This window comes from Streptomyces sp. NPDC059355 (assembly GCF_042752335.1).
Lineage (GTDB): Bacteria > Actinomycetota > Actinomycetes > Streptomycetales > Streptomycetaceae > Streptomyces.
On the sequence record NZ_JBHYXN010000013.1, the window covers coordinates 50,878 to 69,882 of the forward strand.

Annotated in this window: 16 protein-coding genes; 14 read left to right on the forward strand and 2 right to left on the reverse strand. The window is 71.4% G+C overall.

Annotated features, from left to right (window positions below; translation table 11 throughout):
* The first annotated feature begins 64 nt into the window (after positions 1–64).
* From ACFXGI_RS15160 to ACFXGI_RS15225, 14 genes are all read left to right on the forward strand, one after another.
* Positions 65–1,351, forward strand: coding sequence for a lysine N(6)-hydroxylase/L-ornithine N(5)-oxygenase family protein (locus tag ACFXGI_RS15160; protein ID WP_384706066.1), 1,287 nt, complete (start codon positions 65–67; stop codon positions 1,349–1,351).
* Positions 1,351–2,886: a class I tRNA ligase family protein gene (locus tag ACFXGI_RS15165; RefSeq protein ID WP_384706068.1), complete on the forward strand. Its 1,536-nt coding sequence runs from the start codon at positions 1,351–1,353 to the stop codon at positions 2,884–2,886. Before ACFXGI_RS15160 ends, ACFXGI_RS15165 begins: the two co-directional genes overlap by 1 nt.
* The gene (locus ACFXGI_RS15170; RefSeq protein WP_384706070.1) at positions 2,883–3,974 is read left to right on the forward strand and encodes an FAD-dependent oxidoreductase; all 1,092 of its coding nucleotides are present in this window, start codon (positions 2,883–2,885) and stop codon (positions 3,972–3,974) included. The genes ACFXGI_RS15165 and ACFXGI_RS15170 overlap by 4 nt, the downstream gene beginning before the upstream one ends.
* Positions 3,971–5,323 carry an MFS transporter gene (locus ACFXGI_RS15175; protein ID WP_384706072.1) on the forward strand — a complete coding sequence of 451 codons (1,353 nt, stop codon included), beginning with the start codon at positions 3,971–3,973 and terminating at the stop codon, positions 5,321–5,323. Before ACFXGI_RS15170 ends, ACFXGI_RS15175 begins: the two co-directional genes overlap by 4 nt.
* The gene (locus ACFXGI_RS15180) at positions 5,320–6,600 is read left to right on the forward strand and encodes an ATP-grasp domain-containing protein (RefSeq protein ID WP_384706074.1); all 1,281 of its coding nucleotides are present in this window, start codon (positions 5,320–5,322) and stop codon (positions 6,598–6,600) included. Before ACFXGI_RS15175 ends, ACFXGI_RS15180 begins: the two co-directional genes overlap by 4 nt.
* On the forward strand, positions 6,597–7,880 hold the full coding sequence (locus ACFXGI_RS15185) for a lysine N(6)-hydroxylase/L-ornithine N(5)-oxygenase family protein (RefSeq protein ID WP_384706076.1): 1,284 nt from the start codon (positions 6,597–6,599) through the stop codon (positions 7,878–7,880). Before ACFXGI_RS15180 ends, ACFXGI_RS15185 begins: the two co-directional genes overlap by 4 nt.
* Positions 7,877–9,175 carry an ATP-grasp domain-containing protein gene (locus ACFXGI_RS15190; RefSeq protein WP_384706078.1) on the forward strand — a complete coding sequence of 433 codons (1,299 nt, stop codon included), beginning with the start codon at positions 7,877–7,879 and terminating at the stop codon, positions 9,173–9,175. Before ACFXGI_RS15185 ends, ACFXGI_RS15190 begins: the two co-directional genes overlap by 4 nt.
* Positions 9,176–9,206: 31 nt before the next feature.
* Positions 9,207–10,421, forward strand: a complete 1,215-nt coding sequence (locus ACFXGI_RS15195; RefSeq protein ID WP_384706080.1) for an acyl-CoA dehydrogenase family protein — start codon at positions 9,207–9,209, stop codon at positions 10,419–10,421.
* A 21-nt stretch (positions 10,422–10,442) separates the two neighbouring features.
* Complete coding sequence (locus ACFXGI_RS15200) at positions 10,443–11,654, forward strand: acyl-CoA dehydrogenase family protein (RefSeq protein ID WP_384706082.1); 1,212 nt, start codon at positions 10,443–10,445, stop codon at positions 11,652–11,654.
* Between the two features lie 15 nt (positions 11,655–11,669).
* A complete protein-coding gene (gene tsrT / locus ACFXGI_RS15205; protein ID WP_384706084.1) occupies positions 11,670–13,391 on the forward strand; it encodes a tryptophan 2-C-methyltransferase in 1,722 nt (573 codons plus the stop codon).
* Positions 13,392–13,543: 152 nt separating this feature from the next.
* Complete coding sequence (locus tag ACFXGI_RS15210; protein ID WP_384706086.1) at positions 13,544–14,311, forward strand: response regulator; 768 nt, start codon at positions 13,544–13,546, stop codon at positions 14,309–14,311.
* 149 nt (positions 14,312–14,460) lie between these two features.
* Positions 14,461–14,850, forward strand: a complete 390-nt coding sequence (locus tag ACFXGI_RS15215; protein ID WP_384706088.1) for a cupin domain-containing protein — start codon at positions 14,461–14,463, stop codon at positions 14,848–14,850.
* Entirely contained in the window at positions 14,847–15,170 is a 324-nt protein-coding gene (locus tag ACFXGI_RS15220) for a hypothetical protein (protein ID WP_384706090.1), read from the forward strand. The genes ACFXGI_RS15215 and ACFXGI_RS15220 overlap by 4 nt, the downstream gene beginning before the upstream one ends.
* Complete coding sequence (locus ACFXGI_RS15225; RefSeq protein WP_384706092.1) at positions 15,167–16,543, forward strand: FAD-binding oxidoreductase; 1,377 nt, start codon at positions 15,167–15,169, stop codon at positions 16,541–16,543. Before ACFXGI_RS15220 ends, ACFXGI_RS15225 begins: the two co-directional genes overlap by 4 nt.
* 147 nt (positions 16,544–16,690) lie before the next feature.
* Here ACFXGI_RS15225 and ACFXGI_RS15230 read toward each other — a convergent pair whose 3' ends face one another.
* Together ACFXGI_RS15230 and ACFXGI_RS15235 are read right to left on the reverse strand one after the other, a co-directional pair.
* The gene (locus ACFXGI_RS15230) at positions 16,691–17,533 is read right to left on the reverse strand and encodes an RNA polymerase sigma factor SigF (protein ID WP_384706094.1); all 843 of its coding nucleotides are present in this window, start codon (positions 17,531–17,533) and stop codon (positions 16,691–16,693) included.
* Positions 17,534–17,654: 121 nt separating this feature from the next.
* Positions 17,655–18,833 carry an AI-2E family transporter gene (locus ACFXGI_RS15235; RefSeq protein WP_384706096.1) on the reverse strand — a complete coding sequence of 393 codons (1,179 nt, stop codon included), beginning with the start codon at positions 18,831–18,833 and terminating at the stop codon, positions 17,655–17,657.
* Between the last annotated feature and the right edge of the window lie 172 nt (positions 18,834–19,005).

Sequence of the window (19,005 nt, forward strand, 5' to 3'; positions counted from 1 at the left end):
CGGCGGAAATCTAGCCTCGCTACTGCCTGCCCGCGACTGGGATCACAGCGTTCGAGGGGGAAGTGTGGCTGTTAGGGAGGTCGGTGTTCTGGCGATAGGTGCCGGTCCGGCGAATTTGGCGCTCGCGGTGGCCATCGAGGAGTCGGGTTCGGCCGAATTGGCGGACGGAACGCTGCTGTTGGAGCAGAGTCCGGACGTCAAATGGCAGCGCGATCTGCTGATGCCGTGGGCGCGGAGCCAGGTGTCCTTCCTCAAGGACCTGGTGACGTTGCGGAATCCGTCGAGCAGGTTCACGTTCCTCAACTTCCTCCATGAACACGGCCGGTTGGACGAGTTCGTGAACCTGGGCACCTTCCACCCGTTCCGGTGGGAGTTCTCGGACTACCTCCAGTGGGTCGCGAAGTCGTTGGAGCGGGTGGAGATCCGCTACGGCGCGCGGGCGGCGCAGGTGGATCCGGTGTGCGGGGCGGACGGCTCGGTGTCCGGGTGGAGCGTGCTGCTGACGGACGGGGACGAGATCCGCTGCCGGGACCTCGTCGTCGGGGGTGGCCGCGACCCGCGCGTACCGGAAGTGTTCTCCGCCCTTCCGGCCGACCGGCTGATCCACAGTGCGCAGTACCGGACCCGGATCGCGGGGATTGCGCGGGACGAGCCGGTCCGCGCCGTGGTGGTCGGCGGGGCGCAGAGCGCCGCGGAGATGTTCTACGCGCTGCACGAAAACCTCCCGCAGAGCCGGGTGACCATGCTGGTCCGCTCGATCGGACTGCAGACCTACCAGACCAGCAAATTCGTCAACGAATTGTTCTTCCCTTCCTTCGTGGACGAGTTCTACGACAGTCCGCCGGAAGTAAGGGCGCAGCTGCTGGACGAAATGCGGTTCACGAATTACGCGGGTCTGGCGCCGCCGTTCCTCGACGAGCTGTACACGATGCTCTACCGGCAGAAGGCCCTGGGCCCGCAGCGGTCCGAGGTCCGCGCGATGACCGAGGTCGTCGGAGCCCGCGTCGAGGACGGGGAAGTGGTCCTGGACCTGCGGGACCGCCTCAGCGGCAAGACCGAACCGCTGCGCTGCGACCTCGTACTGCTCGGCACCGGCTACGACCCCCGAAAACCAGCCCTCGTACGGGAGTTGGCGGCGCGCGTCGGGATCGAGGCGGTCGAGGTCAGCCGCGCCCACCGGGTGGAACTCGGCGAGTCGGCCTGGGGAGCCGTCTACCTCCAGGGCGTCAACGAGGAGACCCACGGCATCGCCGACTCCCTCATCAGCGTCCTCGCCCACCGCTCCCAGGACATCCTCACCGACCTGCTCGCCCGCCGCGCCGGCGGCAGCACCGGATCCAGGAGCGCCTGATGGAGCGGACACTGGTCATCGCCCCCGGCCCGACGGCCAACGGGGACCTGCACCTCGGCCACCTGGCCGGCCCGTTCCTCGCCGCCGACGTGTGCGCGCGGTACGCCCGCGCCGCGGGCCACGACGTGCTGTTCGGCACGGGCGTGCACTTCACCCAGAACTACATCGTGACCACCGCCCGCCGACTGGGCGTGGCGCCGGAAGACCTGCGCGTCCGCTCGGCCGGGCAGGTGGAGGAGACCCTGACGGCCATGGGCATCGTGCCCGACGGGTTCGTCAGGTTCGGTGACCGGTACGTCAAGACGGTCCGGACCTTCTTCGAGCGCCTGCACAGCCGCGGCAAACTCCGGCTGCAGGGCGTCATGTTCCCGTACGCGCCGCGCACCGGCGAGTTCCTCACGGACGCGTACGTCCGCGGGGGCTGCCCGGTGTGCCTCGCCGACGGGTGCGCCGGACTCTGCGAGAACTGCGGCCACTGGATCGCCTCCGGCGACCTGATCGACCCGCGCTCCACCCTGCACCCCGAGGACCTGGTCGAACTGCGCGAGCAGCAGGTGCTGGTGCTGCCGCTCGAAGACCACCGCGAGGCGCTCACGGCGTACTTCGCCCGGCAGAGCGCGACGATGCGCCCCCGCCTGGCGCAGATGATCGAGGAGATCCTCGCCCGGCCGCTCCCGGACTATCCCGTGACGCTCCCCATCGCCTGGGGGATCCCCGCGCCTTTCCCCGAGGTCGCCGGCCAGGTGATCTACGCGGATGCCGAGACCATCGCGTGGAGCATGCACGGCACCGCGCTGGCCGCCGAGCAGCGAGGCGAAGTGCTGGCTGCCGAGGACGAGTTGTGGCTCTCCGAGACCGGCAACAAGGTCGTGTACTTCTTCGGGTCCGACGCCGGATTCGCCTTCGCCGTCGTAGGGGCGGCCATGCTGGAGGCACTGGGCGGCTACGTCCTGCCCGATCACTTCGTCACCAACGAGTTCTACGAGCTCGACCACGACAAATTCTCCACCAGCCGCGGCCACGTCGTATCGGGCCGGGAACTGGCCGCCGAGGTGCCCCGGGACGTCATCCGGTTCCATCTCGCCGCTACCAGCCCGGACTTCCAGCGCACCAACTTCACCCGCGAGGCACTGGCCCGGGTGACCGGTGAACGGCTCGTACAGCCGTGGAACCGGGTCGCCGACAAGATCGACCGCTGGGCCGGCCAAGGCCCCCTGCCGGTGTCCCAGCGGTCCCGGGACGCGGCCGCGCGCCTCCTGGAGCGCTTCGCCGCCGCATACGACATCCGCCGCTTCAACCTGACCGCGGCCGCCTTCACCCTGTCCGAGCAGCTGGCCCGGCTGGACCGCTGGGAGGCGGGACCGGTCGACGCCGGAGACTTCTGCCACGAGGTCGACGTGTTCCTGCGCTGCGCCGCGCCGCTCCTGATCGACCTGGCCGGGCAGGCCCTCCCGGACCGCGCGATCCCCGCCGCGCCGCACGCCACGGAGTTCACCCCCGTACGGCTGCCGCGCCTGGCGGAGCCGCGGCGGTGAGCGCGGCGGTCGTGGTCGTGGGCGCGGGCGTCACCGGGCTGCTGACCGCGGTGGAGTGCGCGCTGGCCGGGCACCGCGTGAGCGTGCTGGACAGGGGACCGATCCCCAATCCGCGGTCCGGCTCGTACGACCAGCACCGGGTCATCCGCACGCTCGGCCCGGACGACGCGGACGCGACCCGGCGGATGACCGCGGCCCACCGCCGCTGGCGGGAACTGGAGACCCTGTTCGGGACCCGCTTGTTCCGCCCGGTCGGCGTGGTCTCCTCCTGGCCCCGCGAGCGCCTCCCGGTGCTGGCCGCGGCGGCCGCCGCGGCGGGGAGCCGCGTACGGACCGTGGAACCGCGAGAGCTGCCGTACCTGGAGTTCCCGCCGGACTCGGCAGGCGTACTGGACACGGCCGGCGGAGTGCTGCTCGCGGCCCGGGCCCTGGAGGCCGCGGCCCGGTGGCTCGGCGCGCATCCGGCGGTCACGCTGCGGCCGTACTGCGAGGTGACCGGGATCGACACGGACCGCGCCGGGGTGCGGCTGTCCGGCGGGGAGCGGCCGGCCGCCGATCTCGTCCTCGTCGCGGCCGGCCCGTGGACCCGCGACCTGGTCGGGAAGCAGCCGGTCGTCCTGCACCGCCAGACCATGGTCTACCTGCACCCGCCGCCGGATGCCGCGCGGTGGTGGGAGCGGGCACCCGCGGCCGGGGGCCTCGGCCCGGACGGCCGGGGGTGGGCGGTGCCTCCCGGGGACGGCACGCTCCTGAAGATCAGCTCCGACGCGGTCTGCCGCGCGGTGGACACCACCGTGGGCGGCGACGCCGAGGACCAGGCGCCGTGGACGGAGCGGCTGGCCGCGGCGGCCCCGCTGACCGGCCTGGACCGCTACACCGTGGCCGCCGTGAAGACCTGCCACTACGCGGCCGAGGCGGAGACGGGCGGTCCGCGGCTGGTCCGTGTGGGCCCCGCCGTCTGGGCGCGGGCCGCGTGCGGCGGCTCCGGATTCGCTTCGGCTCCGCTCGTCGCGGGCCACATCGCCGGCGTCCTGAACGACCGCAGCAACGTGGGCGACTTGAGGGATTCCAGGGAAGGGGCGGCATGACGGACGATGCTCAGGTCCGGGTGTTCGACGCGCTGAAGGCGACACCGACACCGGTCCGCTATCTCCTCGGCGGCGTACTCGTCAACCAACTCGGGGCGTTCGTCCAGACGTTCCTCGTGCTGTACCTGACCTTCCGCGGTGCGTCGGTCAGCGCGGCGGGACTGGCGCTCGTCGCGTACAGCATCGGTTCGATCTTCGGCACGATGCTGGGCGCCGAGATCACCCACCGGTTCGGCCCCCGGACCACGATCATGACGGCCATGGCGGCCTCGGCCCCGCTGGTGGGGTCGATCTCCTGGCTGAGCGGGCCGGGGATGCTGTGGCCGCTGCTGGTGGTGGTCGGGCTCGCGGGCCTGTTCACCCAGGCGTACCGGCCGGCGGCCGCCGTACTGCTCAGCGACCTGATGCCGGAGCGGTACCAGGTCATGGCGTTCTCGATGATGCGCATCGCGCTGAACATCGGCGCCGCCCTGGCCCCGCTGATCGCCGCGGTCGTCATCCTGGTCGACTGGGACCTGCTCTTCTGGATCGACGGCGGGACCGCGCTGGTCTACGCGCTGCTGGCCTTCGCCCTGCTCCCGAAGCAGGCCCCGCATGCACGGGAGGAGGCGGAGGCGGCCCGGGAAGGCGCCGAGCCGCAAGCATCGGGAGCCGAGACCGGGACCGGGACCGGGACCGGTGCCGCCGCGCCCGCGCCGGCCGCCGACAGCGGCTCCGCGTACGCCGCGATGCTCCGCGACCGGAAGTACCTGCTCTACCTGGGCGCCATCCTGCTCGGCTCGCTCACCTACGCCCAGGGCCACATCGCCCTGCCGCTGCAACTCGCCGCGGACCACTACCCGACCAGCTTCTACAGCACCGTTCTCACGGTGTCCTCCGTCGTGCTGATCACCTGCGAGCTCAAGATCACCGCGTACCTCAGCAGGCTGCCCAAGCACGTACGGGTGATCACCGGCCACCTGGTGGAGGCCGTCGGCCTCGCCGTCTACGGACTGTCCTCCCGGTCCGGCGCGTTCACCATCGCCGGAGCGGTCCTGGTCGTCTTCGGGATCATGATCGCCGCCCCGAGCATGTTCGCCCACCCGGCGACCTTCCCCGCGGCGGTCAAGGCCCGCTACATCGGCACCATGCAGGCCGTCGGCGGGGCGGCCTCCGCCCTCGCGCCGCTGTTCGGCGTCTTCCTCTGGACCCGGCTCGGCGGCGGGTTCTGGCTCCTGTGCGGGATCGTGACCGCCGCGGCCGGATTCCTCGCCCTGGCCGGCGTACGGCAGCCGTCCGAGCCGGACCCGGCCAAGGACGCGGGCCCGCGCACCGAGGGCGAGCCCGAAGTCGTCGGAGGCACCTCATGAGCGACCGGCGGCAGCCGCGGACGGCCACCGGGCCCGTCCTGATCGTGGGGTTCGTGGGCGTCACGCTCGCCGCGATCGGGGAGTTCCAGCCGGACGACTCGGTCATCTACATCGAGGAGCCCGACGTCGTCCGCAAGCGGCACGTGCGCGAGCAGCTCGACGGAGTGGCCTTCGTCCGCGGCCTGATCGAGTGGGAGTACCACCTGGCCGGCAAGGCCGACGAGTTCCACAACGCCCACCCCGACCTCGCCCCCGTCGCGATCGTTCCGGCGATCGAGTACGCGACCCCGTTCGCCGCCCGCCTCGCGGAGCGCTACGGCCTGCCCGGCTCCGGCCTCGGGGCAGCGCAGATCCTGCGCGACAAGGCGCTGTTGCGCCAGGTCAGCGCGGCGGCGGGCATCGCCAACCCGGCGAGTGTCCGGGTGAACGGCCCCGACGGCGTACGGGAGTTCCTGCGCGGCCAGGACGGGCCCGTGGTGCTGAAACCCGCCAACCGGCAGGCCACCGTGGGAACCCGGGTGATCCACGACCCGGCCGAAGTCGAACGGGCCTGGGCCGACTGCCTCGTCCAGGACGAGGGCGTCTTCGTGCCCGACCGGCCCATGGAACTCTCCATGCTCGCCGAGGAGTACGTCGAAGGGCCGGAGTTCAGCGTCGAGATGCTCGTACGCGACGGACACCCGCTGTTCGTCAACGTCACCGGCAAACAGCTCTTCCCCGGTCCCCACCCGGTGGAGATGGCGCACATCGTGCCGGCCGACATACCGCAGGAGCTCACCCGGACGCTCGGCGCGCAGACCGCGCGCGTGGTCGCGGCCGTCGGCTTCCGCGACGGGATCGTGCACTGCGAGTGGATCGTCTCCGGCGGCGTCCCGTACCTCGTGGAATGCGCGGGCCGGCTCGCCGGCGGGGGCATCGTCGACACCATCCAACTGGCCTACCCCGTAGAGCTCATGCGCAGCTACTACGCGGTGCTGAAGGGCGAGGAACCGCCGGCCGGACTGCCCCGGCGGGCCAAGGGCGGAGCCGCCGTACGCTTCCTGGCCACCGGTCCGGGCCGGGTCGCGGCCGTGCACGGCGTCGAGGACGCCCGGCGCGTCGACGGCGTGTTCCTGGTCGCGGTCACCGCCGAGCCGGGGGACCGGTTCACGGGGCTGCGCCACTCCTGGGACCGGGCGGGGATCGTCATGGCCACCGCCGACAGCTCTGCCGAGGCACTGCGGCGGGCCGAGGCCGCCGCGGCCGCGGTCCGGATCGACATCGAGGAGGAAGCGTGACGGTGCGGGAGGCCGGGGTACTGGCGATCGGCGCGGGCCCGGCGAATCTGGCGCTCGCGGTGGCCATCGAGGAGTCGGGCTCGCCCGAACTGGCCGACGGAACACTGCTGTTGGAGCAGAGTCCGGACATCAAATGGCAGCGCGACCTGCTGATGCCCTGGGCACGCAGCCAGGTGTCCTTCCTGAAGGACCTGGTGACGCTGCGCAATCCGTCGAGCAGGTTCACCTTTCTGAACTTCCTCCACGAGCAGGGGAGGTTGGACGAGTTCATCAACCTGGGCACCTTCCACCCGTACCGGTGGGAGTTCTCCGACTACCTCCAGTGGGTCGCCGCCTCGCTGAAGCGGGTGCGGATCCAGTACGGGGCGCGGGCCGCGCGCGTCGACCCGGTACTGGCCGAGGACGGCTCCGTCTCCGGGTGGAGCGTGCTGCTCACCGACGGGGACGAGATCCGCTGCCGGGACCTCGTCGTCGGGGGTGGCCGCGACCCGCGCGTACCGGAGGTCTTCGCCGGCCTGCCGGCCGACCGGCTGATCCACAGCGCCCAGTACCGGACCCGCATGGGCGAGATCCCGAAGGACGAGCCGGTCCGCGCCGTGGTGGTCGGCGGGGCGCAGAGCGCCGCGGAGATGTTCTACGCGCTGCACGAGAACCTCCCGCAGAGCCGGGTGACCATGCTGGTCCGCTCGATCGGACTGCAGAACTACCAGACCAGCAAGTTCGTCAACGAGCTGTTCTTCCCGTCCTTCGTGGACGAGTTCTACGACAGTCCCGCGGAGGTCCGGGCGCAGGTCCTCGACGAGATGCGGCTGACGAACTACGCGGGTCTGGCGCCGCCGTTCCTCGACGAGCTGTACACGATGCTCTACCGGCAGAAGGCCCTGGGCCCGCAGCGCTCCGAGGTCCGCGCGATGACCGAGGTCGTCGGAGCCCGCGTCGAGGACGGGGACGTCGTACTCGACCTGCGGGACCGCCTCAGCGGCAAGACCGAGCCCCTGCGCTGCGACCTGGTACTCCTCGGCACCGGCTACGACCCCCGAAAACCAGCTCTCGTACGGGAGTTGGCGGCGCGCGTCGGGATCGAGGAGGTCGAGGTCAGCCGCGCCCACCGGGTGCGACTGGGCGACACGGCACGGGGCGCCGTCTACCTCCAGGGGGTCAACGAGGAGACCCACGGCATCGCCGACTCCCTCATCAGCGTCCTCGCGAACCGCTCGCACGACATCCTCGCCGACCTGCTCGCCCGCCGCGCCGACACCGAAGGCGGGAGCGCGCGATGACCACCGAGAAGGGAACCCTGCTCGTCATCGGCAGCGGGCTGAAGGTGTACCGCGAGTACCTCGTCGCACCGATCCGCCGCCGCGCCCGCGCGGCGGGCCTGGACATGGTGCTGCTGAACAACCTCAACCCGACCTGGCAGCGCGAGTACTTCGACGAGATCGTCGTCGCCAACGTCTTCGACACCGAGGCGATGGGCGCCGCGGCCCGCAAGGTCGCCGCCCGCCGTCGCATCGTCGGCCTGATGTGCTGGGACGAGCCACTGGTCCTGGACGCCGGGCTCCTCGCCGCCGAGTTCGGGGTGCCGGGGCTGTCCGTGCCCGGCGTACGCGGCTGCCGCGACAAGCGGCTCACCCGGGCGGAGCTGTCCGCCGCCGGCCTCCTCCAGCCGGGGTTCGAGCTGACCACCACCGCCGCGCAGGCCCGGGCGGCGGCCGAACGGATCGGCTACCCCGTCGTCATCAAACCGCGTGCGATGGGCGCCAGCATCGGCGTCGTGTTCGCCGCCGACGAGGGCGAGCTGGACGCGGCGTTCCGGATCGCGCTGGCCGCGAGCGAGGTCGACCCGGGGCCCTACCGGGCCAGCGCCATCGTCGAGGGCTACGCGCCCGGACCGGAGATCAGCATCGACGGCGCCGTCCACAAGGGCGAGTACCTCCCGCTGTTCGTGGCCCGCAAACACAGCAGCGACCAGCCGTACTTCGAGGAGGTCGGGCACCTCGTCGACGCGGCCGACCCGCTGATGGCCGACGCCGAGCTGATGCGCACCCTGGCCCGTGCGCACCAGGTGCTCGGCATCGAGGACGGCATCACCCACAGCGAGGTCCGGCTGACCGACCGCGGCCCGCTGATCATCGAGATCAACGGCCGGCTCGGCGGGGACCTGATCCCCTTCCTGGGCCGGACCGCCACCGGCATCGAACCGGGCGAGGTGCTGTTCGACGTGGCCACCGGGCAGCGTCCGGACACCCGGCCCACCCGGCGGGCCGTCGCCGGCATCCGGTTCGGCTACCCCGAGCGGGACTGCCTGCTGCGCTCGGTCACCGTGCCGGCCGAGGCGCCCGGCCTGGTCGCCGCCGCGCCGATGTCCGAGCCCGGCACCACCCTCCGGCTGCCCCCGGGCGGCTACCTGGCACGCCACTCCTTCGTGGTGTGCGAGGCCGACGACACGCAGACCTGCCTGGACCGGCTCGATGCGGCGGCCGATCTCGTCGAGCTGGACGCGGAGCCGATCGGCCCACCGGACCCGGACGCGCCGTTCGAGATGCCGGCCGGCCTGCTCGACGTGGACGAATGACCGGCACACACCACCACCTGAGGGGGAACGCATGAGTACGACCCGGAACCCGGGCACCGAAGCACCCACCACCGCGGCGGAGATCCTGGAGCGGGCCAAGGCACTGGCTCCGCGGTTGCGGGAGCGGTCGGCGGAGATCGAACGGGCTCGGCAACTCCCGCCGGACATCGTGGACATGCTGCGCGCCACCGGAGTGTTCCGGATGTGCTTCGGGCCCGAGTGGGGCGGCCCCGAGCTGACGTCGATGCAGCAGGCCGAGGTGGTGGAGACGCTGGCCTACGGGGACGCCTCGGCCGGCTGGTGTGCGGCGATCGGCGCGATGACCGGGGCGATCAGCAACTTCCTGGACCCCGCCGTGGTCAAGGAGGTGTTCCCGGGCCTGGACATGATCACCGCCGGGCTGATCGCGCCCGCCGGGCACGCCGAGCGGGTACCCGGCGGCTTCCGGCTGTCCGGCCGCTGGTCGTTCGGCAGCGGGATCACCCATGCCGACTGGGTGACCTCCGGGGCGTTCATCTACCAGGACGGCAAGCCGTGGGCGAGTCCGGACGGCAGCAACGCGCACGCGTCGCGCCAGTTCCTGGTGCCGGCCCACGAGGTCGGGGTCGTCGGGAACTGGGACACCACCGGCCTGTGCGGCAGCGGGAGCAGCGACTACACGATCACCGACGTGTTCGTGCCCGAGGAGCACACGTACACCTTCTACAAGGTGCGGGGCCGCACCGACACCCCGATCGCCCAGCCCGACTCCTTCATGCGCAGCCTGTGCGCGGTGCCGCTCGGGGTGGCCAGGGCCGCGCTGGACCACGCCCGGGAGACCGCGCTGACCCGGGTGGACAAGATGACCGGCACGGTGTGGGCGGACACCTTCCGGGTGCAGGTCACCCTCGCCGAGTGCGAGGCGGAGTTCAACGCCGCCCGCAGCGGCGTCCACAGCAGCTCGCAGCGGCACTGGGACGTGCTGGCCGGCGGCGGCACGCTGGACGATCTCACCGCCACCGAACGGGCCGCGTCCTCACTGGCCTGGGTGCACGCCTTCCGCACCTCGCGGGCGATCGTGAACCGGCTGTACGACCTGCTGCAGGCCTGGTCGATCAACCGGTCCTCGCCGATGGACCGCTGGATGCGCGACACCGCGACCATGTGCCAGCACGTCGCCGCCTCGGACCTGATCCTCGAGTCCGGCGGCGCCTACCTGCTGGGCCGGCCGCCCAAATTCCGGATGAGCCTCGGCATCGTCAAGTAGGGCCAAGTGAAAGGCGATCACATGACCATGACCCGGACCCCGGGGGCCGGGGTGCCCGCCACCGCGGCGGAGCTCCTCGCCCGCGCGAAGGAGCTGGCGCCGCTGCTGCGGCAGCGGTCGGCGGAGATCGAAGAGGCGCGGCGGCTCCCGGCGGACGTGGTGGACATGCTGCGCGACGCCGGGGTGTTCCGGATGGCCTTCGGCCGCGAGCTGGGCGGCCTGGCCCTGACCACGATGGAGCAGACCGAGCTCGTCGAGACGCTGGCGCACGGGGACGCCTCCGCGGCCTGGTGCACGGTGATGGGCGCGAGCGGCGGCATCTTCAGCGCCTTCCTCGACGAGACGGTGGCCAAGGAGATCTTCCCGACCCCGGACACGATCATGGCCGGACTGCTGCAGCCGACGGGGCACGCCGAGCGGGTTCCCGGCGGTTTCCGGCTCTCCGGCCGCTGGTCGTTCGGCAGCGGGATCACCCACTGCGACTGGGTGACCTCGGGCGCGTTCGTCTACGAGGACGGCAAGCCCTACGCGAGCCCGGACGGCAGCAATCCGCACGAGTCGAAGCAGTTCCTGGTGTCCCGGGCCCAGGTGGAGGTCATCGACAACTGGCACACCATGGGGATGCGCGGCACCGGCAGCTGCGACTACACGATGGCCGACGTCTTCGTCCCCGAGGAGCACACCTACAGCTTCGGGAAGGTACGGGGCCGGCCCGGCCCGCTCGCCCAGCCTGACGCCTTCACGCGCAGCATGTGCGGGGTGGCGCTCGGGGTGGCCCGGGCCGCCCTGGACCATGCGCGGGAGATCGCCCTGACCCGGGTCGACCGGATGACCGGGGTCGCGTGGAAGGACCACTTCCGGACCCAGGTCACGCTGGCCGAGTGCGAGGCGGACCTCCTCGCCACCCGGGGCGGGGTGTACGGGAGCCAGCGGCGCCAGTGGGAGGTGCTGGCCGCCGGGGGCACTCTGGACGACCTCACCCCCGAGGAGCGCGCCGCGTCGCCGATCGCCTGGGTGCACGCCTTCCGTACCTCGCGGTCGATCGTCAGCCGGCTCTTCGACCTGCTCCAGACCTGGTCGATCCACCAGTCGTCGCCCATGGAGCGCTGGATGCGCGACACCACCACCATGTGCCAGCACGCCACCGCGCAGGACCGCATTCTCCAGTCGGCCGGCGCATATCTGCTCGGCGCGAAGCCCGAATTCGGCATCTGCCTCGGCATCGTCAAGTAAGGGGAGAAGAAACCGATGGGCAGAGGGCTCGTGTTATTGGTCAATCCCAACAAGGTGCACCCGCCGATCGCGCCCTACGCGCTCGACGTGCTCACCACCTCGTTGGAGGCCGCCGACTTCGACGTCGAGGTGGTCGACCTGACGTTTCACCGGGAGGACTGGAAGTCGTACCTCTGCGAGTACTTCGGGGCGCGCAGCCCCTTGCTGGTGGGCGTCACGATACGCAACACCGACACGGTCTACGCATTCGAGCAGCGCCCCTTCATCGGGGAGCACAAGGAGATCATCACCGAGATCAGGCGGCTGACCGACGCGCCGATCGTCGGCGGCGGCATCGGCTTCTCCTCCATGCCCTTCGCGCTGGTCGACTACTTCGGCATCGATTTCGGCGTCAAGGGCCCCGGCGAGCAGATCATCTGCGACCTCGCCGACGCGCTGGTCACCGGCCGCGACACGGGCACGGTGTCCGGGCTGCTGCGCAACACGGGGGAGGGGGTCACCCGCGTACCGCCGCCGGCGCTGAACCCGGCGCCCCGGCGCAGCGCGCCCCCGCTGCCCGGCGGGCAGTTCGAGGACCGGGTGTGGCAGGTGGACCGGGCCGGGACGTACCGGCGCCGCTCCGGCTCGCCGCACAAGGTGGACAACCTGCTGTACTACCAGCGCGGCGGGCTGGCCGGAATCCTCACCAAGAACGGCTGCACCTACCGCTGTTCGCACTGCGTCGAGCCGGACGCGAAGGGCACCCGGTTCGGCCGGCGCGACATCGCCGCCGTGGTCGACGAGATGCAGTCGCTCGCCGCACAGGGAATCCTCGACCAGCACACCACCGACAGCGAGTTCAACCTGTCCATCTCCCACGCGAAATCGCTGCTGCGCGAGATCGTCCGGCGCAAGCACGCCGACCCCGGCAATCCGCTGAACGAGCTGCGCCTGTGGGTCTACTGCCAGCCCTCGCCGTTCGACGAGGAGTTCGCGCGGCTGCTCGCGGCCGCGGGGTGCCGCGGGGTGAACGTCGGCTCCGACCACGTGCGCCAGGAGATGCTGCGCGGCTGGAAGGTCACGGAGAAGGGCACCACGTACTACTCCTTCGCCGATACCGAGAACCTCGTCCGGCTGTGTCACGCCAACGGCATGATGACGATGGTCGAGGCGCTGTTCGGCATGCCGGGCGAGACCTCGCAGACCATGCGCGAATGCGTCGAGGCGTTCATGGCACTGGACGCCACCGTCACCGGTTTCTCGCTGGGGCTGCGGCTCTTCCCGTACACGCCGCTCGGCATCGCGATCGCCGAGCAGTGCGACGGGGTGCGGACGGTGCCCGGACTCCAGTCGAATACGGCCACCGAGCCGATCGTGCTGAAGCCGCTCGCCCGGTGTTCGGGCCCGGTGGAGTACGAGCGGCAGTTCATGTTCGACGCGTCGGGCAACTTCCGCCTCGTCTGCTACTTCTCGCCGGACCTCCTGGAGGACGCCGAAACGGTCGACGACCCGTCCGGGCTGCGGCGCCGGTCCGTGGAACTGCTCTGGGAGCTCGTGGACCCGCGCGACCACCACAGGGTCATGCTGCCGACGCTGGCGGGCATGAGCGAGCACGACAACAACTACGCGGACAATCCGTTCCTTACCAGTCTCAGCGGACTCGGATACACAGGAGCGTTCTGGGCGCATTGGAGGGACCGGGAAGCAATTCTCCGCCGGGCACAAGAGGTAGGAATGGCAGAGTCCGCAGAAATCTGACGTGGCCGGATGTGAATGTCGTTGGCGACATAGTTATCGCGCCATACGGATATCCCCCCGACCGTTGCGGTAAGACTGGCCCGTGCACCATTCTGGTAACGGCCGGTCGGCCCTGAGCCGCCGTAAAAGATCGAGTCGGGGGGAAGGCAGAAATGCATCAGACAACAGACATCAAGGGGCTGCTCTGGCCACTCTCGTCACAGGGTGAGGCGCGAAGGGACTTCGCCGGCCGGCGGCCCGACGGGGACCTCGCGGTCGTCGCCAGACCCCTCGCCACCGTCACCGTCGTACTCGCCGACGCGCAGCCGGCGATCCGCCACGGGGTGCGCTCCGTGCTGGAGCGGTCCGGCGGGATATCCGTGGTCGGGGAGGCCGCCACGGCCGACGAGGTGATGGCGGAGACCTCCCGCTGCCGGCCCGACGTGCTCGTCCTGGACCCGCTCATGGACGTGCGCGCCGGGATGCGGGTGATATCCGAAGTGCTGAGGTTATGGCCCGCGACGGGCATCCTCGTCTTCAGCTCGGTCGACGACGACCGGGTGATCACCGCGGCGCTCCAGGCCGGTGCGCGCGGCTACCTGTTCAAATTCGCGGACGCGGACCAGATCCTGCGCGGTATCCAGGCCGTGGCGGCCGGTGAGGGAATCGTCGACAAGTCGATCGCCAACCGGCTCGGAGCGCTCATGGGTCCGGCGCCCGCCGGACAGTACGGCTACCCCTTCCCCCAGCTGACCAACCGGGAACGGGACGTCCTGGAACGCATCGCCGCCGGCAAATCGAATGCCGCCATCGCCCGGGAGCTCGTGCTCGCGTCCAAGACCATCAGCAACCGTGTTTCCGCAATATTCGGAAAACTCGGCGTGGCCGATCGGTCCCAGGCCATCGTGCTCGCCCGGGACGCGGGTCTGGGGCACGGCTGATCCGGCAGATTCCCTTTCGACTGGGGAATAGTTCCCCTGTCGAGAGGGAGCCGCCTGCTTCTAACCTGATCGACGTCGCCCGTCGCCGGATATCGGAATGGATGAATTACGGTATTCCGGCCGTCAAAGACGTAGATCGGAGCGGAAAGTTGACCGACCAGGAACAGCCCGACGTGGACATCCGCACAGCGGAGCCGGACCATCTGCTCCGGGAGCACGGCCTGGACCTCAGACTCCTGCATCCGTGGCCCGGTCTGGAAACACCCTTCCGCGGAGCCTGGTGCGTCCTGCGCCCCGGTGACGTGACCGAGGCGCACGCCCACCACGAACGCGAGATGTTCATCGCCATGGCGGGCCGCGCCGAGGTGGTCTGCAACGGCCGCCGCCGGCAGCTCGCCGCGGGGGACATCGCGCTGATGAAGGGCGGGATCGAGCACCACATCGTCAACGGACACGACGAGGACTTCTCCTACTACGCGATCTGGTGGGGCCGGAGCATGTCGGCCGAGTTCCTCGCGGCCACGGACGATGCCCCGTGATCGACTACGACGGCCGCCGGTTCCGCAAACCGCAGGGCGACGTACGGACCGTCGCCGTCTACCACCAGCAGGGCGACCTCGTCTGGGGAGAGGTCCTCGGCGGCGAGGTGCGGCGCGGCTGGACCATCGGCACCTGCACCCCCGACGGCGTCCTCTCCATGGGCTACACCCTCGTGTTCGCGACCGGCGAGGTGGTCTGCGGACGCACCGTCAACACCCCCGAGGTGGCCGAGGACGGCCGCCTGCGGCTGCGCGAGGTCTGGGAGCGCTACGGCCCGCACGCCGCGACCGGGATCTCCTACATCGAGGAGGTGCGGTGAACGGCGCGTCCGAGGCGGACTGGCAGCGGCTGGAGAAGACGGTGGCGGGCCGCGTCCTGCGCCCCGGCGACGCCGGGTTCCGCGCGGCCGGAACCCCGTTCAACACCCGCTTCGCCTCGATCACGCCGCACGCGGTGGTGTCCGTCGCGAACGAGGCCGACGTACGGCACGCCATCGAGTGGGCCCGCGACACCGGCGTCGGCCTCGTCGCCCGCGGCGGCGGCCACAGCTACGCGGGCCACTCCGTCACCACCGGGCTCGTCGTCGACCTCAGCGCGCTGAACACCGTCTCCGCCGACGGCTCCACCGGTCTCGTCACCGCCGCCGGCGGAGCCCGCATGGCCGAGGTCTACGCCGCGGTCCAGCCCCACGAGATGGCGTTCGCCCTGGGCAACGGCGCCTCCGTCGGCATCGCCGGCCTCACCCTCGGCGGCGGCTCCTCCTCCACCTCGCGCACGCTCGGACTCACCGCGGACGCCCTCGTACGGACCACCCTCATGACGGCCGACGGACAGGTGCTGACCTGCGACGCCCAGGAGAACCCGGACCTGTACTGGGCCTGCCGCGGCGGCGGGGGCGGAAACTTCGGCATCAACCTCTCCCTCACCTTCCAGGCCACCGCCGTGCCGGACGTCTCCACCTGCCTGCTGCTGTGGGACGGGGCCGACGCCGTCGAGGCCTTCGCCGCGGTACAGGAGGCCGCGCGGCACGCACCGGACGAGCTCTCGATACGCCTCGGCGTCTGCGCCGCCGACAGCTGCGATCCCGTGGTGTCGGCCGTCGGCCTGCACCTCGGCCCCGCGAGCGAACTGCGGGAACTGCTCGCCCCCGTCCTCGCGGCGACCCGGCCCGTACGCGAGGACATCGCCGACCGCACGTTCTGGGAGGCCAAGGACTACCTGCTGCACGAGACCTCCGCCGGGGCCTTCGCCACACGCACCAACTTCGCCGACGGGCCGCTGCCCGCCGAGGCCGTGGCCGCCGTCCTGGCCCTGCTCGCCCGCCGGCCCGGCAGCGGCAACCCGGACGGCTGCGGGCTGGCCCTGTACACCTGGGGCGGCGCGATCAACCGGGTGGCCCCGGCCGACACCGCCTTCGTCCACCGGGAGGCGCAGTTCCTGGTCAGCATGGACACCTCCTGGGCCGAGCACGACGGCCCGGCCGCCGTGGCGGCGAACCTGCGCTGGCTGGCGGAGCTGGGGGAGACGGTCTCGCCCCACGTGGGCCGGGGCGCGTACCAGAACTTCACCGACCCCGACCTCTCCGACTGGCGCACCGCGTACTACGGCGCCAACTATCCGCGGCTCGTGGAGATCAAGAAGCGGGTGGACCCGGACGGATTCTTCACCTTCGGCCAGGCCATCGGATCCTGAACGCACGGATGGCGCCCCCGCGAACCGAGGCTGCGCCGCAGCCACGCCCGCAGCCCCGCCCGGCTGCGGATCGAGGTCGGCGACGGGAGCCCCGAGCACCCCCGTCGCCTGCGAACGGCCGGATCCGGGCGGAAGCGCGGCCGCCGCTCACGCTCGCGCGGACTCCTCCGGCGGATCCTCCAGGAGGCTCGTCCGCAGGGCGGTCAGCGTCCGGTTGAGCAGCCGCGAGACGTGCATCTGCGACAGCCCCAGCCGTTCGCCGATCTCGGACTGCGTCAGCCCGTCGCCGAAGCGCAGCGAGAGCAGCGTGCGCTCCCGCTCGGGCAACTCGGCCAGGAGCGGTTTCAGCGACTCCAGGCACTCGATCGTGTCGTACGCCGTCTCCTCCGCGCCGAGCGAGGGCCGGTCGGCGTACGCGTTGTGGTCGCCGTCATCCTGCGCCGGTGCGTCCAGGGAGCGCGCGGAGTACGCGTGCGCCGCCTTCTGGCCCTCCACGAGCTCCTCGGGAGTGACGTGCAGCCGCCCCGCCAGCTCGGCGTCCGTGGGCTCGCGGCCCAGGTCCTGCTCCAGCGTGTCGTGCGCCTTCGCGGCGTCGATCCGCAGCTCCTGGAGCCGCCGGGGCACCTTGACAGCCCAGCTGGTGTCGCGGAAGAACCGCTTGATCTCGCCGACGATGGTCGGCATCGCGAAGGTCGTGAACTCCACCCCCCGGTCCGGGTCGAACCGGTTGATCGCCTTGATCAGGCCGATCGTCCCGACCTGGACGATGTCCTCCATCGGCTCGCTGCGGCCGCGGAACCGGCGGGCGGCGTACTTCACCAGGCTGAGATTGAGCTCGACCAGGGTGTTGCGCACGTACGAGTACGCCGCGCTCCCCTCGTCGAGGCTCCGCAGCCGGTGGAACAGTGCCCCCGACAGCGTTCGGGCCTCGCCGGTGCTCACACTCAGCGTGTCCTGCGGAATGCTTTCGGTGACATCTGCGTACGCCATCTCGGCTCCTCCGACGGGTGGTCGCGCCGACTCGGATGCGGCACGGCCGTCTCGTGAGCTGTCCTCGGTGGATATACCCCCTTCTGGCGGGACTGAAGCCGCTCATGTGGGGAAGCGCAGCTCAGAGCCCTGCTTCCGGGGACCGCAGCGACTGGCGGACCGCCCAGACCACCGAGACCAGCGGTACCGCGACCACCGCGCCCAGCACGCCCGCGGCGATAGCACCCGCGACCACCGACAGGGCTACGACCACCGGGTGCAGCCGCACCGCCCAGCTCATCAGCATCGGGTGCAGCACATGCCCCTCGATCTGCCCGATGATCACGATCAGGGCGACCACGAGCGCGGCGACCAGCGGCCCCTTGGCCGCCAGCGCCACCACCACGGCCACCGCGAGGGCGACCGGGGAACCGATCAGCGGGACGAAGGCGGCGAAGAACTCCAGCAGCGCGAGCGGCACCGCCAGTGGAACGCCCAGGAGGTGGAGCGCCACCCCCACGAGGACGGCGTTGGTCGCCGCCACCAGCACGATCCCGTGGGTGTACCCGGTGAACGTCCGCCACGCGGCCCGCCCCGCGACCGAGATGCGCTGCTGCGCCCCCTTCGGGAACTGGGAGCACACCCAGCGCCACTGCCGGTCGCCGGAGTAGATGAAGAAGACCGAGCAGAACACCGACAGCGCCACCACGGTCAGGGCCTGCACCAGCCGCCCGGCGCCGCTCACGGCCGTGCTGAGCAGGCTCGTGCGATGGCTGGAGAGGTAGTCGCCGATCCGGTCCCGCAGATCGCTCAGCGCATGAGGGCTCAGCCGCAGCGGCGGGCGCTCCAGCAAGGGCTCCAACCGGTCCAGGCCCGCCCGGAACTCCGCCACCAGCGAATCCCACCCCGCGGCGACCGTCTCCCCGACGAAGGCGAGCGCCCCCAGCGCGAGCACGACGCTGCCGAGGAGCGAGCAGGCCACGGCGAGGGAGCGGGGGATCCAGCGGGCCAGGAGATCGGCCACCGGGCGCAGCAGCGCGGTACCGACCAGACCGAGGAAGACGGCCACGGCGAGCTCGTGGAACCGTCCCAGCACCATGAACACCGTGTACACGACCGCGCCGACCACCAGCAGCCGCCAGCAGTACGCCGCGGCCGTCCGAAGCGGGGGCGACACGGACGCGTACGGCCGGTCGACCGGCCGTACGCCCGGCCGGCCGCCGCGGGCCCGGGCGCGCCGGACGGTCACCCGGGAGCGCGGGGCACCCGTACGCGCCCCGTCCGGGCGGGACGCCGGCCCTCCTGCGGATCTCCTGGTCATGTACCGCCTCTGCCGGTGGCCAGATGGTGCGTTTCCCTGTGAACTGCCACGCTGGACTCGGCAGCCCACGGACCCGGAGCCGGATTCGCCCGAAGGAAGCGCCGAATGCCGGGCCCGGAGCGGGACCACCGACCCTGCACGAGGCGGCCCCCGCCGGGCAGGCGCAGGACAA

What these genes read in the sequence shown, in the direction of transcription:
- ACFXGI_RS15210 (WP_384706086.1), top strand. Translation starts at nt 13,544, where the DNA reads ATGCATCAGACAACAGACATCAAGGGGCTGCTCTGGCCACTCTCGTCA.
- tsrT (WP_384706084.1), top strand. Translation starts at nt 11,670, where the DNA reads ATGGGCAGAGGGCTCGTGTTATTGGTCAATCCCAACAAGGTGCACCCG.
- ACFXGI_RS15200 (WP_384706082.1), top strand. Translation starts at nt 10,443, where the DNA reads ATGACCATGACCCGGACCCCGGGGGCCGGGGTGCCCGCCACCGCGGCG.
- ACFXGI_RS15190 (WP_384706078.1), top strand. Translation starts at nt 7,877, where the DNA reads ATGACCACCGAGAAGGGAACCCTGCTCGTCATCGGCAGCGGGCTGAAG.
- ACFXGI_RS15230 (WP_384706094.1), bottom strand. Translation starts at nt 17,533, where the DNA reads ATGGCGTACGCAGATGTCACCGAAAGCATTCCGCAGGACACGCTGAGT.
- ACFXGI_RS15195 (WP_384706080.1), top strand. Translation starts at nt 9,207, where the DNA reads ATGAGTACGACCCGGAACCCGGGCACCGAAGCACCCACCACCGCGGCG.
- ACFXGI_RS15180 (WP_384706074.1), top strand. Translation starts at nt 5,320, where the DNA reads ATGAGCGACCGGCGGCAGCCGCGGACGGCCACCGGGCCCGTCCTGATC.
- ACFXGI_RS15235 (WP_384706096.1), bottom strand. Translation starts at nt 18,833, where the DNA reads ATGACCAGGAGATCCGCAGGAGGGCCGGCGTCCCGCCCGGACGGGGCG.
- ACFXGI_RS15175 (WP_384706072.1), top strand. Translation starts at nt 3,971, where the DNA reads ATGACGGACGATGCTCAGGTCCGGGTGTTCGACGCGCTGAAGGCGACA.
- ACFXGI_RS15165 (WP_384706068.1), top strand. Translation starts at nt 1,351, where the DNA reads ATGGAGCGGACACTGGTCATCGCCCCCGGCCCGACGGCCAACGGGGAC.